Raw genomic sequence first — 15,825 nt, 5'->3', positions numbered from 1 at the left:
GCTGTCCGCCTCCCGCTGGGATAAGGGAGACAATCCCTTTCACTTGGTAGCCCGAAAAGGGGTCATTCGTATGGGTGGTTTCTCAAAATTTTTTTGAAAATTTTTCTGACCGCTTCAATGGAGCCTTGCACCGAACTCTTGGAGCAGCCGCACAGGGCAGCGATCTCCGAAAAACTCAGCCCGTCCAGGGCATAGAGCAGGAACCGGCGGCGCTGGGTCTCGGTGCAGGTGTCCAGGACGGCCATCAGCTCGCCCAGCGTTTCCATGCGGCAAAGGTAGTCCTCCGGCGTTTCGCCGTAGATACCCACGCCCTCGGTGGCAACTATGTACTCGTCAAACTCCCGGCCATCCCAATGCCGCCGCTGCTCATGAGACAGGTTTTCGGCTTTGTGGTCGGCCCGGTCAAGAAATTCATAGACTTCCAGCGTGACCTCCACGGCCACAGCTTGTCCGTTGTAATTGATGGTGACTTCCATCGGCCTTTCCTCCGTTCAGATTTTTGCGGGAAAATCTGAACGGGGCGGCGGGGAACGACACCGGGGGCAAGGTTCGGGCCATGTTGGCCCGATGTTCCGGCCCCACAGGTATGAAAAAGCGCCCGGACAGCATGAAGCTATTCGAGCGCAAAAAACACGGTATTCAGTTACATTGTGACAATTTTCGCACTGGCTGCCAGACGGGGCCTGTTCGGTGGCCGGGATTTTTTTGACGATAGTGCAAATATCGTCTGAATTTGTCGGCGGTCAGTGTGCTTCATGGCGGCTCCCTCCTAAAGCCGCCGTGTCAGCGTGTAGGCGTCACTCCTTTGTCGAGGGCATAAGGAACGGCGGCCTTGATGTACTCAAAACCGCCGCAGTCCCTGAAAATCCATTATGGGCGCACGAAGTTGCCTGCCCTGCAACGGTTTTTTTCTTTTCCCGTCTTGCGGGGCAGGATCGCTTGGCTTATTCGGTTTAGGTTTGTTCCTGTCCGGCTGCCTCTTTCAGCCGTGAAAAGCTTTCATCGCTGATAATGTGTTCAATCCGGCAGGCATCGGCCTCCGCAGTTTTTGGGTCAACGCCTGCGGCGATAAGCTGCTCGGTAAAGAAGCAGTGACGCTCATAGATTTTTTCAGCCACCTCGCGGCCCACATCGGTCAGATGGAGAAAGTGATCTTCGTCCATCGTGAGAAAGCCGCCGTCCCGCAAGGTAGCCACTGCATGGCACACGCTGGGCTTTGACACCTCCATGTGCCGGGCCACATCTACGGAGCGTACCATACCGAGTTTCTTTTGGAGAACAAGGATGGTTTCCAGGTAGTCCTCCCCGGACGCATGAAGTTTCATCAGTACCTCCTTATTACGAATTAAACGCTTAACTTCCAATTTGCAGAAGCTGTCTGTAAATCGACCAGTCTATGATAGAGGCCATTTTCTTTCATAAGTTCTTCGTGAGTCCCGTTTTCGGCTACAATACCATCTGACAATACAACAATGTTATCGGCAGCCTCCACCGTCCTCATTCGATGAGCGATAATAAGAACCGTCTTGCCTTTTACCAGCCTGGATATTGCGTTTTGAATTTCAGTTTCGTTATCTACATCAAGAGAAGCAGTAGCTTCATCGAGAAGAATAACAGGAGCATCTTTCAAAAGAGCGCGTGCGATGGAAAGCCGCTGGCATTCACCGCCTGATAGCGTAGAGCCGTTTTCTCCAATCACTGTCTGATAGCCGTCAGGTAATTTTGAAATAAATTCATCACACTGCGCTGCTTTAGCTGCGACAATCACTTCCTCGTCCGTAGCGTCCTTTTTGCCAACGCGAATATTTTCCATGATGGTGTTATTAAACAGCACAACATCTTGAAAAACGATAGAGAAGTTTTTCATCAACATGGTTGAATTTAGCGGAGCAATATCGGTTCCGCCCAACAATATTCTTCCTCCGTCCAGAGGATAAAATTTGGCTGCCAGTTTTGCGACTGTACTTTTGCCGCCGCCGGACGGGGCAACCAATGCCGTGACCTGTCCCTGTTTTGCAGTAAACGAAACATCCTTCAGTACCGGTTTGCCCTTTTCGTAAGAAAACTGGACATGATCGAATGTAATATCGTACCCGTTTGTATGGATATTCTTCTCGCCGGTTTCTTCCGGGTATTCCTCTATTTCTTTCAAACGGTTTACCTGAAGCTGTACAGAGAACAGCTCCGCCATATTTGACATCGCCCCGGAAAGCGGATCATAAAGGCGGGAGGCAGCAATCAAAAACAGAATATAGGTAAACAGAGAGGTACCTCCACTTACCACAAGACCGTTACCTACTACAATCACCGTTGCCAAACCGAGCCGTAAAAACATCTGGCCGGTTGTCAGCAGACTTGCCGTTGTCATTTCGGATGAAATTTGTGCTTTTTCTGCGGCATCCATCTTTGCGTCCAATTTGCGAAGATAATCTTCTTCCTGATTGCAGGCTTTTATATCCTGTACAGTTTCCAAACACTCCTGAATACCCTCTGCAAGCTCAAGTCTGGCGTTCATGTGTTTTTGGTTGAGTTTTTCCTGCCATTTCCGTGACAGAATAACGATTGCAAATGAAATCGGAGCTACCCAGAGAAGAGCCAGGCCCATTTGCCAGTTGAAAATCAGCAGGCCGATACAAACAATCCCCGTAGAGATAACTGCTCCAAAGAATTGTGGAACCGTATGGGAAAATGCGTGCTCAAAGTTTGCACAGTCTCCCATAATAGTGCTTGTCAGGTCAGCAAGATCACGCTGGTGGAAGAAGGTCAGCGGAAGGGTGCGCAATTTTTCCGCAAGTCCGATACGCCGCCTTGCGCTTTCGTCATACGTTCCGAGATATGCTGCGGTGTACTGGCAATAATGAAAAATAAATACAACGGCTAAAATCACAATTCCAATCACAGTGTAAACGGCGGCACTGATCTCTGGCGCACTCGTTCCCAAAACAGGCGCAAGAAGCTGATTGAGGACGATAGCCAGAAGAATAACAGGAAACATAAGGCTGATATTAGCCAGTACCGAATAAACGATCCCTTTTAACAGGTCTTTTGCACCCTGATTGCTTAACGCATACTTCTTTTTTAACGCCTTAATCATGCTGCTCGTCCTCCTTTCCGACCTTCCAGGCAATCGAAGTCTGGTAATCCTTCCACATGGAAGAATAAATACCATTTAAGGCTACTAATTCTTCGTGTGTACCTCTTTCTGCAATCTGCCCATCCTTGAACACCAGAATAAGGTCTGCGTCTTGTATCGTAGAAAGTCGATGAGCAATCATCAGAACCGTTTTGTTTTGGGTCAGCCGCTCAAAAGCGAGCTGTATCTGATGTTCGTTTTCGGCATCTGCAAATGCTGTGGCTTCATCCAGCACAATAATAGGGGCGTCTTTTAAGATTGCCCTTGCAAGAGCAATCCTTTGATTTTCACCTCCTGAGAGATATGTGCCTCCTGTTCCAACGAGCGTATCAAGCCCATCCGGGAGGCGGTCAATAATGTCCTTGCATTGTGCTTCATCAGCCGCTTTCAGGACTTCTTCCCTGGTAGCGTCCGGGCGGGCCGCTTTAATATTATTCAGTAAAGTATCCTTGAACAGACGGGTATTCTGAAACACGAAAGCAACCCTTTCCATCAGTTCCTGCTTCTCAATATTGCGTACATCCACGCCGCCAATCGTAACAGAACCTGACTGAACATCATAAAATCGGGGAATGAGACTTGCTGCTGTACTTTTACCGCTGCCAGAGGCACCAACAAGCGCAACTGTTTTTCCTGCCGGAACCTCAAAGCTGATATAGTCTAAGGCCTTCTCTTTGGCCCCTGGATAGGCGAAGGAAACATCCGAAAACACAATCGAAGCATCTACCGGGATCAGGGGATGTTCCGGCTCTTTCAATGGCTTTTCCTGCAAAATTTCATCCACCCGGCTGACTGCACTTTTAGCCGCCATAAGCTGCTCGCTGGCAAACATGATACGGTTCATCATAGTTGCACAGACCGGAGTAAACAAACTGTAAAACAGAAAATCCAGCACAACATTTTCATAAGCCGCCTGGCCGCTGACCCCGGACAAAATAAACATGGCGACTGGAATAAGTAAAACAAATGTGCCGTTCAGTGTTACTGTAAATCCAGTAAGAGGAATACGGCATTTTAAGGCATACCCGGAAGCAAATTTTTCGTATTCTTCTATTGCAGCGTGAAAATTTTTGAAGGAATAAATAGTTTGCTGAAATACTTTTACAACAGGAATACCGCGAATATATTCCACAGCTTCTTTATTCATTGTTTCCAGTGCAGTCATATACTTGCCCATAAACTGCGCATTATCTCCGCCCATCATCTGTTTGAGAAAGATGACACTGATTCCCATAGGTATCAGGCAGCAAATTCCCAGCCGCCAGTCAAAAAGGAAAATCAAAATAATAACGGCAACCGGCATAACTGCGGCTCCGGTCAGATCGGGAAGCTGATGGGCCAGAAATCCTTCTGTAAGTCCTGCATTATCATCAATGATTTTTCTGAGCCGTCCGCTTGCATTTTGGCTGAAATACCCCAACGGCAGCGTCACGATATGATGAATTGCAGATTTTCTCATATTGGTGGCTGTACGAAACGCCGCCAGATGAGTACAGTTCAGGGCGATAAAATAAATTAAAATGCTTGCCGTTGCAAACACAACCGCCATCCACGCATAATGGGCGCTCCCCGTTGCAAGAGATATATCCCCGGCAGCAAAAGCCTGGATTAAATCGCGGATGACGAGCCAAATGCAAACAAAAGGCAGCATAGATAAAATGGTACTGATCCCGGAGAGAACACATCCCAAAACGGTCAAAACATGGAATTTCCCTGCATATCCGAACATTCTGGACAGTTCTCCATTTTTTTGCTTATCCATAAGCAAGGCTCCTTTCGCAATAATAGACGAGTTAGTATCTTCTAACCCGTCTATTATCATAAAATCATTCAGTTGTTTCTGCCACTCCATACAGAGCGTATCTATCCAATCAGACACATAATTCATTGACACATAAGGCAGGAATATAAGCGGGACAAATTTTCCTGTAACGGAAATGTTTCTACATGACCTTCATCAACGAAATGCAGAACCCGATTGCAAGTCATAGCGGCAAATTCATAATCGTGGGTAATGATTAAAATGGTCTTTCCTTTTTGCGCCAGAGCTTTCAAATGCTCCGATATTCTCATCATATTTTTGAAATCAAGACCGCTGGTAGGCTCATCCAAAATCAAAACGGGGGTATCTATCCAATCCGATACAGCGAGAGCGAGCCGTTGTTTCTGTCCGCCGGAAAGAGTAGCGGGATGCCGTTCTTTCCATTCAAACAAACCATATAGTTTTAGCAGATCATCGCGTTGCTCCTGGGTACTGCCTTTTCCGTTTAATAGCAGTTCTTCTTCTACGCTGTCCCCAAACAACTGGCAATCTGTATTTTGCATAACAAAGTAGGCAAAATTCTTCCTTTTGCCTTTAGATACCTTTGTCCCGTTATATATGACCTGACCCTCTTTTTCCTTTTGCATACCACAAAGAATATTCGACAAAGTAGTTTTTCCTATTCCGTTATGGCCTACAATCGCAATCAGGTCGCCAGCATACGCCCGAAAAGATATATCGTGGAAAACCGGATGTTTGCGATAGGAAAACGTCAAATCCTTTACCTCCAGCGTCATATCTTTTTCTTTTGTAGGGGGAATATCTACTTCAATATGGTGTAAATCTGCCGCCCGTATTCCTATGGCTCGTCTTTTTTCTTCTGGAATAGAGAGCAGTTCTCCCGCCGTCCATTCTTCTTTTATGCTCCCGTTTTCCATATAAAGAAAACGGTCTGCAAGGTCAGTAAGATAATAAAGCCGGTGTTCAGCAACAATGATTGTGTGGCCTTCCGCTTTTAGTCCACCCATCAAATTTTTAAGCGCCTCAACGGAATACATATCCAAATTGGCCGAAGGTTCATCAAACACATAAATTTCCGGGTCAACAGCATTGACGGAGGCCACCGCTATTTTCTGTTTTTCTCCGCTGGACATCGGATAAATTTCTTTCCCGCGCAGCATATCTCCGTTAATACGTTTGATCGCACTTGAAACCCGTCCATCCAGTTCTTCATACGGAACGCCATAGTTTTCACACCCGAACGCAATTTCATCCTCTGTAATACTGGCAAAAAACTGGCTCTTTGGATCTTGAAAGATTGAACCTACTTTTTTCCCGATTTCATACAGAGGATATTCCGATATGCTGCGTCCCAGCAGTGTGACTCGCCCTTTCAGCGTCCCTTCGTAAAATTGTTCAGCTAACCCGTTTATCAATCGTGTTAAAGTTGTCTTTCCGCAGCCGCTCCCTCCAGTCAGAACAAGGAACTCGCCCTTTTTTATATCGAGGCTGATATGATGGATACTTTCTGTTTCGGCTCCCGGATATTCAAAAGATACATCTTCAAACTGGATAACGGATCGCCTTGCTTTATCATTTACCATTATGCTACCGTCCTTTCCAGCACAAAATAGAGTGCGGTTACGCAAACAGCAACCACGCACATAATCCAATCTCTTTTTTGAAATTCTATCTTCCTGCGGCAGGTATGTTTTCCCGGATTGGAAATCCCCCTGCTTTCAGCAGAAGCTGCGAGTTCCTCAGCTATTCTGGATGAACGGAAAATAACAGGCGTAACAATATACTCCATTGCGTCCAGAGGATGTTTCCATGACAACAGCTTTCGCAGCCGAAGTGAGGCAAACACATCGGAAAATTCACTGCGCACAGTAGGGAAGAAACGCAACATGAAGGTTACGGGCAGGGCAATTCCATCAGGAGCGTGGATTTTTTTAAAAACTGCTACAACTTCTCCCGGCGGCATACCAATCACGGGCTGCGCAGCCATAACCATCATCAAAATACGCAGCACCATGAACAGGAACATTTCCGGCATAAGAATGGTAATGCCCTGTCCTCCTGAAAGCAGCCTTAACACGATAAAAACACCGCAGACGATTAGATATTTTATTGTCTGCCTGCCAAAGCCCTGAATAATCAAATACACGCTCAAAACGCCCAAAAGTGTGTATATCAAAATGTCGCTTGTGAGCACCGCCACAAGCGACATAGTGAGAACTATGACAAGCAATTTGGTCCGAAAATCAAATTTCATGCTCATAGTTTATTTAATCGCGCCACTCTTTCTGAAGTGCTTCACAATCAGTTTGTTGCTAATCATGCAGCCAAGGACGGCCAGGATAGCGGTGACAGCCAGGCTCAAAAGGACGTACTTCGGATCGGTGTAATACTGGGTCTGAACCTGAACCTGCTGCTCACTGACGCCGGTGGCAAGAAATGCGTCTTTGAAAAACCAAATTTCTGACATACCATGTGCAGCGCGAACCAATGCCGTGATTACCCACGAAATGGACACACGCTTAATGTCATGGTAGGCATCCTTTCCGCACATGGAAAGCTCTGCGATGATACCGCCGCCCAAAAACCACGGAATCATAAACGGCCCCATCATCAATCCGGCGATAATTGCCCACATGATATTGTAGACAAAAGCGGGGCCATGCTTGCCGACTTTCATGCACATATAAACATAGAACGGTGCGAGGATAAGTGCCGCACCTGCGGCGTTAAAAATCATGGAATAGAACAGTGAAGCGCCGGTCAGGGTCGAATAGACCATAAATACAACGAACATGACCGCACAGAAGATACCGATGATTGCCGCGTCTTTGACAGTGTACTTGTTACCTGTCGATTTTTCATTTTCCATTTGGAAATCCTCCTTTGTCTTGCAGAAAGTTAGCAGTACCTAACCCACTATTCAAAAAATAGGCCAGCTTCAAGCGGTCTTTCTGCTTTTATCTGACAAAGGATATTCTAATACAGCTCAGATTTCTTCGCCACTCCATACGGACCCGCTTCTATCCAAACGGACACTCTTTCTGAATTCCGTCGGAGAGCTGCCATACATTTCTTTGAAGGCAGAAGTGAATTTATTCGGATTTTCATATCCGATTTTACTTGCAATCTCCGTTACTGACAACTCGGTTTCCAGCAACAATTTTTTGGCGACTTGAAGCCGATAGGTACGAAGATAAGAATAGACAGAGGTTCCATAGACGCCTCGAAAGCACTTTTTCAATGCTGTTGTAGAAATCTCGAATTTCTGGGAAAGCTGTTCAATCGTATGATGTGCTGTCAAGTCCTCCGTAATATAGGACGCTACTGCTTTAATCAATGCGACCTGATTTTGATTGAAATAATCCGTCTGTAAAACTTCTTCTGCCGTATTGAGATCACTTAAGAACAGAAGCAGTTCCAGCATTTTGACTTTCATGTATCCTGGTTTTCTTTTTTCCCGGACATGATAAAGTTCCGAAAAAATATGTTCAATAGACGGATTGGCCCGCATGATGCAGCAACGGTTTCCTTCGCAAATATATTTTTGTATGTAGTGCAAATCAATATTCAATAGCTCCATGATTTGCCGTACTTCCGGCAGCAATTCATCCAGATTGATGATGATAGAAATACCGTGATAGTGGTTCAGCGGAAAACACGAATTTGACTTTTTCTTCATCATGGAGCTGATCGACAAATCGCCTTCCGCCATATAGCAGCAACTATTTTCGCCAAAGCTACACTCAAAACGTCCTATCAGACAATGGTTAATCTCTATCATGTTTTTAGCTGTGGCTTGATTTTGATTGCAATATCCCATGTGCATATCGTTATAGTAAAGCTCAATACCAGAAAAAACCTGATAGACTGTAATGCGTCCATGCCCTGTTTCATTTGACAGCCGAAAAATTTTACAGTCCTGCCGTAGTTCATCTTCTTCGGGAGAGCCGTATAACTTTGTCCCTTCAAATTCGTCTGGCAATTCAGACCGCAATAATACTTCAATCGCACCAGAGAGTGCTTGTTTTTCATAGGTCAGCACTACCCATTCCTCCTTTTGGTTCGTTATGACTAACCACTCTAAGTATAGGCGCGAATAATGGCAGTGTCAAATGGTTTTCTGACAAAAAGAAACAGAGGGAAAACCCTCTGCTTCTCTTAAAATTGAAGTTCTAAATATAAATAAACTCTTGACAAATCATTTCCTCCACCTGTGCTTTCAGCGTGTTCATCAGCCCCACCCAGCGCATAGGGTCACGGGCTTTCAATTCCTCGGTGACGCCTGCCGCCTCCATCATGCGGGGCAACATGGCGTCCATCCGTTCATGCGCCGCCCGGTCAATCTCCAACAGGTGCGGGTACAGCTTTTCGCTCAAAATCAGGCTGCTGTAAAGGCCGGGCCGGTGTTCCTTCAGGTAGCGTTGCCGCATACGGCCATACTTGCCGATGGGGGCCTCCGGCTGCTCGGAAAGTTTCAGGTCGGGGATGTAGTAATCCCCGCAGCGGGTGTAAGTCAATTTGCTCATGTTCGTCCTCCTTTACACTGTGATAGTTAAACTGCGGCGCTGGCCGGTAAAGCGGCCTTGCGCGGCTCCTGCCTGGGTAACTGGCTGACGGTGGTAAAAATGCCCTTCTCCATGTCCTCGGCCCGGATCGCGGCCTTTGCCGCCTCCACCTGGGCCTTGCGCCTGGCGTTGTAGCGTTCTTCCCATTCCTTCTGCTTGCCATTTGCCTTGCGGCGCAAGTAGTTCTGGTGAAGCCTGTCCTTGCGTTCCTCCTTCTTCCGCAGTTCTTCCTGTTCCTCCGGGGTCAGGGGAACCGGCTGCAAGGCGGGCGGGATATACCGGCCCACAAAGTTGAAGTAGATTTCAACCTCCTGTGTGGTGTCCTGGCTGCCTTTGCGGGCGCGTTCATGGACAAGGATTTTCTCTACAAACTCGTTGAGCATGGTATTTGTCAGCGTATCGAAATTTTCGTACTTGTCAATCAGGGCAATAAACTTCTCCGCAGATTTCCGGCTCTGCTCATAGCCGGTAACGGCCTTTTCCAGTTCCGTGATTTCCGCATTGAGAGCGTCCTGCTCTTTGGCGTACTGTGCGTCCAGGGCCTCATACCGGGCGTCCGGCAGCTTGCCCAGGGCATTGTCCTCATAGATTTTGCAAATCAGCTTTTCCAGTTCCCCGGCCCGCTTTTGGGCGGCGGCCAGCCGTTTCCGTTTCTTGGATATGTCGGCGGTCTGCTGGGCGGCCTGCGTTTCCTGGACGGTGTGGATAAACTCGGCCCGGTCATTCTTGGAATATTCCGCGATGGCCCGGAGCATATCGGTTATCAAGGTCAAGACAGCCTCGGCCCGGATGCGGTGCTGTGTGCCACAAAGCGTCCCGCATGGGATTTTGCTGTACTGGCTGCAAGTAAACTGTGGATCACGCTTGCCGTTATTGACGCGATGGACATACATCTTGCCGCCGCAGTCGGCGCAGTACATCAGGCCGGTCAGGGGATGGGCCTCGCCCCAGCCGTCCGGGTAACGCCGGACATTTGCCCGGATACGCTGCACATTGTCAAAGGTTTCCTGGTCGATGATGGCCTCATGGGTATTCTCAAAAATCGTCCACTCGCTTTCGTCAACATAGTGGCTTTTCTTGTCCTTGAAATGCTTGCGGGTCTTGAAATTGATGGTGTGGCCCAGGTATTCCCGCTTTTTCAGGATGTTCACAATGGTGGACGATCCCCAGCCGTAGGGGTCTTTGACCGGCTTTGACCTGTTTACGCCTTCGTGAAAGCGTGCCAGATGGACAGCGGGGATTTCAACCTTTGCCTCGGACAGCAGCTTGGAGATTTGATAGGGGCCATAGCCCTCCATCGTCAGGGAAAAGATACGGCGTACCACTTCGGCGGCTTCTTCGTCCACAAGCCAGTGTTCCCGCTTTTCGTCCCACAGGTAGCCATAAATGACGGTGCCGGTCAGGTGCTTGCCGCTCATACCTTTGGATTTGAACACGGAGCGGATTTTTCGGCTGGTGTCGCGGGCGTAAAATTCGTTCATGATGTTGCGGAACGGGGTAAAATCGTCGTCGCCTTTCAGACTGTCCACACCGTCGTTGATGGCGATCAGCCGGACGCCGCGCTGCCGCAAAATCTCCATGACCTGGCCGACTTTCAGATAGTCACGCCCCAGGCGGCTCATGTCTTTGATAACAATGGCCTCTACCCGTCCGGCCTCGACTTCCTCCATCATCGCTAGAAAGCCGGGACGGTCAAAACGGGTTCCCGATACGCCGTCATCGGTGAAATGGGTGGGGTTCGGCAGCCCATTCCTGCGGGCAAACTCCTCTAACATTTGCTTTTGATGGCTTATGGAGTTGCTCTCGCCCTGTAATTCATCATCGCGGCTCAACCGCTCATACAGTGGGGTGATTTTCTCGTTTCTCATGGCTGTACCTCCTGAAATGAAAATACTCTAAGTGACTGCTTCACTAACCATGACAAAAACCATGATTAAGAAGTCACTTAGAGCATACATCTCCTCCTGCGATTCAAAAAAATCTATTTCAGGCAGGCGGTCTAAATCTGAAAGAAAAAAAGAAAAAACCCTCGGAATATCAGTAATTCCAAGGGTTTGGTGGAGACTACTGGACTCGAACCAGTGACCTCCTGCGTGTGAAGATCCGTCTGGACGTCAAAGCCCTGCTATTGGACGCTTTCCAGTACTTTTTGCTCCACTTTTTCAGAGCAGGCAAGAGGTCATTGTCCACTGTGTCCGCTCGCTGATATCCGCATATTGGTCAGCGTATTGGTCAAAGCCCCGGCTCCGCCAAAGCAGGCAAAGCCGGACCGTTTTCTCAAACATTGTATCTCTGTGGGTCAGGCAGAGTCAGTGCCTCACAAATTTCCTAAATATTCTCTAACTGCGGATAAAAAGAATTCAGCATCATGGACAGGGCCTAATGCTTCTTTCGCTGATGACGCAGAAATCATCGTAGTCACTCTCTGCCCAGAGGTCAAAAAGGGAGGAAATGATGGAAGAGAACTTCACGTCAAACGTTCCAGTCTTAACATACAGCCTGCGGAACTCTGAAATAATACTGCTGTGATGCTTCATGTCGGACTCCCTCCTTCAAAACATTAGAGTAATAGGGGAGCGCCGCACTGTACTGTTCAAACTGGTCTGTCGGCTTTGTTGTGGCAGAAACCGTGACGTCATATTCCATGCTGAGCGTACCGGTGATCTCAGCCATCCTGCGGCGCAGCTTGCTGATCTCGTCTCGACCCAGGTCAACGGCGAGGAGGACGGACATCTGTTGACGGAAAAGAACATCCGGTTTCTCCCGGAATTTTTAGGTGAAGATATGTGATATGCGACCGGGCTGCGCTTCTGCAGTCCGTTTTTTTGACAGAAACAGAAGAATCAGCGGTACGGTATAAAAACCGCCAAAGGCGCTGTACAGATTGGTGCATCTGTACGGGAAAGAAAAGAAAGAACCGTTCGTGACGGGAAAAATCACTCTGATAAAAAAGTGATAAATCAGAGAAAATGAAGAAGAAAAGCGAAGAAAGATCGACCTATTTTTAATTTGGAGGGTGACTTCGCGAATACAGAAATACCGAGACAAGGGAAAGGTTAAAACGAATAAATATTATTCTTTCTATTCGGCAAAAGGTATGATATATTCGTATTAAAGAATAATGCGGGCTATGAAATGGCGGAGGAGCACATGAAGTATTTGTCAACTACAGAGATTGGAAACCTTTGGGGCATTACCAACCGGAGAGTCCTGGCGCTTTGCTGCGGAGGTCGGATCCCCGGCGCGGTCAAGATTCGTGGCAGGTGGTTTGTGCCGTCTGCGGCGACAAAGCCCGCTGATCGGAGACGGAGGGACGAGACACTGTATGCCATGCCGCAGCTCACAGCCTCGGAGGAGCTACGCAGCTCACTTGTGGAAACGACGCTTTTGTCTCATATTGCCCAATCCTCCCGCGAGAACAGCGGAGAACTTCTGGTTCGGGATCTGCTGACTCTGAAGCACTTTCACGACTGGCGGATTGTGGGCGGCGCCCAGGGAGCGAACCGACCCATCTCCTCTTTGAATCTGATGGAGAGTCCGGATATTGCGAATTGGACCAAGGAGAATCAGTTTATCGTCACCACAGGCTATTGCATCCGCGACGATGTAAACGCGCAGAAGCAGATCATTGTGGATCTGAGCAAAACGGGATGCTCCGGTCTGGGATTAAAGATTATGCGGTTTTTCCGGAGAGTCCCGCAGCACATGATCGACGTTGCCAACCAGTGTGGTCTGCCGCTGATCGAGATCCCGGATGATCACAATATTTCAGAGATCATGAACGAGATCATGAAAGAGGTCTACGTCAAAAAGCTGGAAAAGACAGAGCTCTCCTATGCGCTGTACCGGGATTTTACAAAGGCCGCGTTTGAAGAGCGGGAGATGGATGAGATCGCAAAGCTCCTGGGGCATCTGTTGCATGCAAGCGTAACCATATCGGATACAAACTGGAGCATCGTGAGCGGCTTCTCAGAGCCAAACCTCCAGCTGCAGTTGTCGGAGATCACAGCTGCGGAAGAACCGCTCCCGATCTACTCGGTGGAAAGAGAGGAGATCCCGCTGGTTCAGGAGCGGGAGATTAACGGGATCCGGATCTTTCGGAATGTCTTTTTGTTGGGGAATGATGACTCTGTATATGGCTATCTGACGGTGTGGGCGGATCGAAGACTTGAGGCGGAGACCGACAGAGCAATCGCGGAGCAGGCCGTGCAGTCAGCTACGTTTGTCATCAGGAAATATCTTCGCAGAGAAAAGCGAGAATATTCCCAACGGGAGGCCTATTTGCAGGATCTCATTGCTGGACGCGTTCAGTCGGCGGATGTGGCGGCAAAGCGAGCCATGAGCGTCGGCATGAGCGGAACGGGAAAATGCCTGTGCGTTGTGCTACGGCTGCCGGGGACGTACAGGGAAGCGGTATATGCCCAATGCCTGGAGAGCATCAAAAACGCGCTGCGGCACAAGCAGATCACAGCCTATGCCCTGACGGCGGAAGGGCAGACCGTACTGGTGCTGCCCTTGCCGCAGTGGCAGCACCAGGAACACAAGCCTTGCGAAGCGGAGGAGCAGCTTCTGGAGTGCGTCACAAAGGAGTTGCGGAATATGCAGATCGACGGAGTCATCGGCGTGGGTCTGCCAACTCCGATGACAGCGCTGAATACCAGTTTCCGGCAGGCAGTGGAGGTTCTCAGGCTTCACGAGGAGACTGCGCAAAAAGAAGAGCAGAGGATCTTTCGCTATGCGGACTTTGAGGTGGAAACGATGCTGGCAACCATCGCCCCTGAGAAAAAGGAGGAGCTGCACCGGCGGATCATCAGCAGGCTAGAGGACTATGACAGAGAGCACAACGCAGACCTGCTGTCTACACTGATCACGTATTTCAACGCGAAGGCAAACATCAGCGAAACGGCGCGAAAGCTGTTTATCCACCGGAATACGCTGTTGTTTCGCCTGGAAAAAGCGGAGGATCTGCTGGAATTGGATTTAAAGGGAGAGGATGAGCTGCTTTTGCGGATCGCGTTAAGGCTTTACCCTTATATTAAAAACACCTGAAAATATTTGAGAGGATACGGCCGGCAGGAAATTTTCTGCCGGCCGTATGTCGCCTTCGGGAAGCAATCGCGCATTCCGGCTTCAATGTCCCCAAAAAGTTCTATGGATTTATTATTCAGTTTGTCCGATGACTTCTGGGGAAAAATTCAATATCCTGAACATGAGGAGGTTTGGGTACTGACCTTTGAAAAAACAAAGATTGAATTAGTAGGAGGAGATTATGAAAAAGTCTGTTCTGAGACTCATGGTCGCCCTGTTGGCGATGAGCTGCCTGCTCACTTCCTGCGGAAAGACGGATTCCGAAGCGGAACCCAACGCCGGCGAGGCCAATAAACCTGCCGCCAACGAGGAAGTTTATACCATTAAACTAGCGCACGGTGTTTCCGAAAGCGGCCCCCTGCATCTGGCTGCGCTGGTGTTTGAAGAGCGCGTGGAAAGAGAGAGCAACGGTAAGATCCAGGTGGAGATTTCCCCCAACAGCGCACTGGGCAACGACAAGCAGATGGCAGAGATGATCCAGATGGGCACGCTGGACTGCGGCGTCATTCCCACCGCCAAGCTGTCCGGCTTCTATGCGCCTCTGCAGGTACTGGATCTGCCCTTCCTGTTTGTGGACAAGGAAGCCAGCTATGAAGTGTTTGACAGCGACGAGTTCCTGAGTCTGTTTGAGGAAGATATGCGGAATATCGGCTTTGAGTTCCTGGGTATTTGGGAAAGCGGCTTCAAGCAGATCACTTCCAACCGCATGATCAAGACTCCCGAAGACTTCAAAGGTCTCAACGTGCGCGTGATGGAGTCTGCTCTGCTGACCGCACAGTACAAGGCGCTGAACGCCAACCCCGTTACCATCGACTTTGGCGAGACCTACAACGCCTTGCAGCAGGGTACTGCCGACGCCGAGGAGAACCCCCTCACCTCCATCGTGAACATGAAGTTCTATGAGGTGCAGGAGACCATGACTATCTCCAACCACGGCTATTTGGCCTGCGCCTTCCTGTTCTCTACCAATGTATGGGAGAAGCTGCCTGAGGAGTATCGCACACTGCTGGCTGACGCCGCCAGAGATGTGGCTGAGGATTCCCGTACTTTGAACGCGACCAGTGAGGAAGAGTACATCAAGATCATTGAAGATTACGGCACCGAGATCTACACCCTCAATGAGGAAGAAATCGCTGCCTTCGTTGAGGTCATGCTTCCCGTTCATGAGGAGTTCAGAGACGTGATCGGCTCTGACATTCTGGATACCACCAAGGAACTGCTGGAAGAGGCAATGGCCTGATCTCCGGCTCGCTTGC

General features: G+C 48.8%; 14 protein-coding genes. 3 read left to right on the top strand and 11 right to left on the bottom strand.

Features of this window, described 5'->3' with window-relative positions; translation table 11 throughout:
* Window positions 1-62: 62 nt before the first annotated feature.
* The 10 genes from KFE19_10790 to KFE19_10745 form a co-directional block, all read right to left on the bottom strand.
* Window positions 63-476 carry a sigma-70 family RNA polymerase sigma factor gene (locus KFE19_10790; GenBank protein ID QUO36900.1) on the bottom strand — a complete coding sequence of 138 codons (414 nt, stop codon included), beginning with the start codon at window positions 474-476 and terminating at the stop codon, window positions 63-65.
* A 477-nt stretch (window positions 477-953) separates the two neighbouring features.
* Window positions 954-1,325: a metal-dependent transcriptional regulator gene (locus KFE19_10785; protein QUO36899.1), complete on the bottom strand. Its 372-nt coding sequence runs from the start codon at window positions 1,323-1,325 to the stop codon at window positions 954-956.
* Window positions 1,326-1,345: 20 nt separating this feature from the next.
* Window positions 1,346-3,094, bottom strand: a complete 1,749-nt coding sequence (locus KFE19_10780; GenBank protein ID QUO36898.1) for an ABC transporter ATP-binding protein — start codon at window positions 3,092-3,094, stop codon at window positions 1,346-1,348.
* Window positions 3,087-4,895 carry an ABC transporter ATP-binding protein gene (locus KFE19_10775; GenBank protein QUO39599.1) on the bottom strand — a complete coding sequence of 603 codons (1,809 nt, stop codon included), beginning with the start codon at window positions 4,893-4,895 and terminating at the stop codon, window positions 3,087-3,089. The genes KFE19_10780 and KFE19_10775 overlap by 8 nt, the downstream gene beginning before the upstream one ends.
* Window positions 4,896-5,017: 122 nt before the next feature.
* Window positions 5,018-6,499 (bottom strand): energy-coupling factor ABC transporter ATP-binding protein, encoded by a 1,482-nt coding sequence (locus KFE19_10770; protein ID QUO36897.1) that lies wholly within the window; start codon window positions 6,497-6,499, stop codon window positions 5,018-5,020.
* Entirely contained in the window at window positions 6,499-7,176 is a 678-nt protein-coding gene (locus KFE19_10765; GenBank protein ID QUO36896.1) for an energy-coupling factor transporter transmembrane protein EcfT, read from the bottom strand. The genes KFE19_10770 and KFE19_10765 overlap by 1 nt, the downstream gene beginning before the upstream one ends.
* Window positions 7,177-7,179: 3 nt before the next feature.
* A complete protein-coding gene (locus tag KFE19_10760; GenBank protein QUO36895.1) occupies window positions 7,180-7,785 on the bottom strand; it encodes an MptD family putative ECF transporter S component in 606 nt (201 codons plus the stop codon).
* A 117-nt stretch (window positions 7,786-7,902) separates the two neighbouring features.
* Window positions 7,903-8,697, bottom strand: coding sequence for a helix-turn-helix transcriptional regulator (locus KFE19_10755; protein ID QUO39598.1), 795 nt, complete (start codon window positions 8,695-8,697; stop codon window positions 7,903-7,905).
* Window positions 8,698-9,088: 391 nt separating this feature from the next.
* A complete protein-coding gene (locus KFE19_10750; GenBank protein QUO36894.1) occupies window positions 9,089-9,442 on the bottom strand; it encodes a TnpV protein in 354 nt (117 codons plus the stop codon).
* A 26-nt stretch (window positions 9,443-9,468) separates the two neighbouring features.
* Complete coding sequence (locus KFE19_10745; protein ID QUO36893.1) at window positions 9,469-11,349, bottom strand: DUF4368 domain-containing protein; 1,881 nt, start codon at window positions 11,347-11,349, stop codon at window positions 9,469-9,471.
* A 49-nt stretch (window positions 11,350-11,398) separates the two neighbouring features.
* Here KFE19_10745 and KFE19_10740 point away from each other — a divergent pair, with 49 nt between their 5' ends.
* Entirely contained in the window at window positions 11,399-11,566 is a 168-nt protein-coding gene (locus tag KFE19_10740) for a hypothetical protein (GenBank protein QUO36892.1), read from the top strand.
* A 281-nt stretch (window positions 11,567-11,847) separates the two neighbouring features.
* Here the strand turns inward: KFE19_10740 and KFE19_10735 are convergent, their stop codons facing one another.
* Window positions 11,848-12,018 carry a hypothetical protein gene (locus tag KFE19_10735; GenBank protein ID QUO36891.1) on the bottom strand — a complete coding sequence of 57 codons (171 nt, stop codon included), beginning with the start codon at window positions 12,016-12,018 and terminating at the stop codon, window positions 11,848-11,850.
* A gap of 835 nt (window positions 12,019-12,853) precedes the next feature.
* On the opposite strand from KFE19_10735, the gene KFE19_10730 reads away from it, so the two are divergent.
* Both KFE19_10730 and KFE19_10725 read left to right on the top strand, forming a co-directional pair.
* The gene (locus KFE19_10730) at window positions 12,854-14,530 is read left to right on the top strand and encodes a PucR family transcriptional regulator ligand-binding domain-containing protein (GenBank protein ID QUO36890.1); all 1,677 of its coding nucleotides are present in this window, start codon (window positions 12,854-12,856) and stop codon (window positions 14,528-14,530) included.
* Window positions 14,531-14,750: 220 nt separating this feature from the next.
* A complete protein-coding gene (locus KFE19_10725; GenBank protein ID QUO36889.1) occupies window positions 14,751-15,809 on the top strand; it encodes a TRAP transporter substrate-binding protein in 1,059 nt (352 codons plus the stop codon).
* Window positions 15,810-15,825 lie beyond the last annotated feature (16 nt).

The sequence above is a fragment of the Dysosmobacter sp. Marseille-Q4140 genome, assembly GCA_018228705.1.
In the GTDB taxonomy this organism is placed as follows: domain Bacteria; phylum Bacillota; class Clostridia; order Oscillospirales; family Oscillospiraceae; genus Oscillibacter.
Note: the sequence above shows the minus strand (reverse complement) of the source record. Positions and strands in the feature narration are given on the sequence as shown.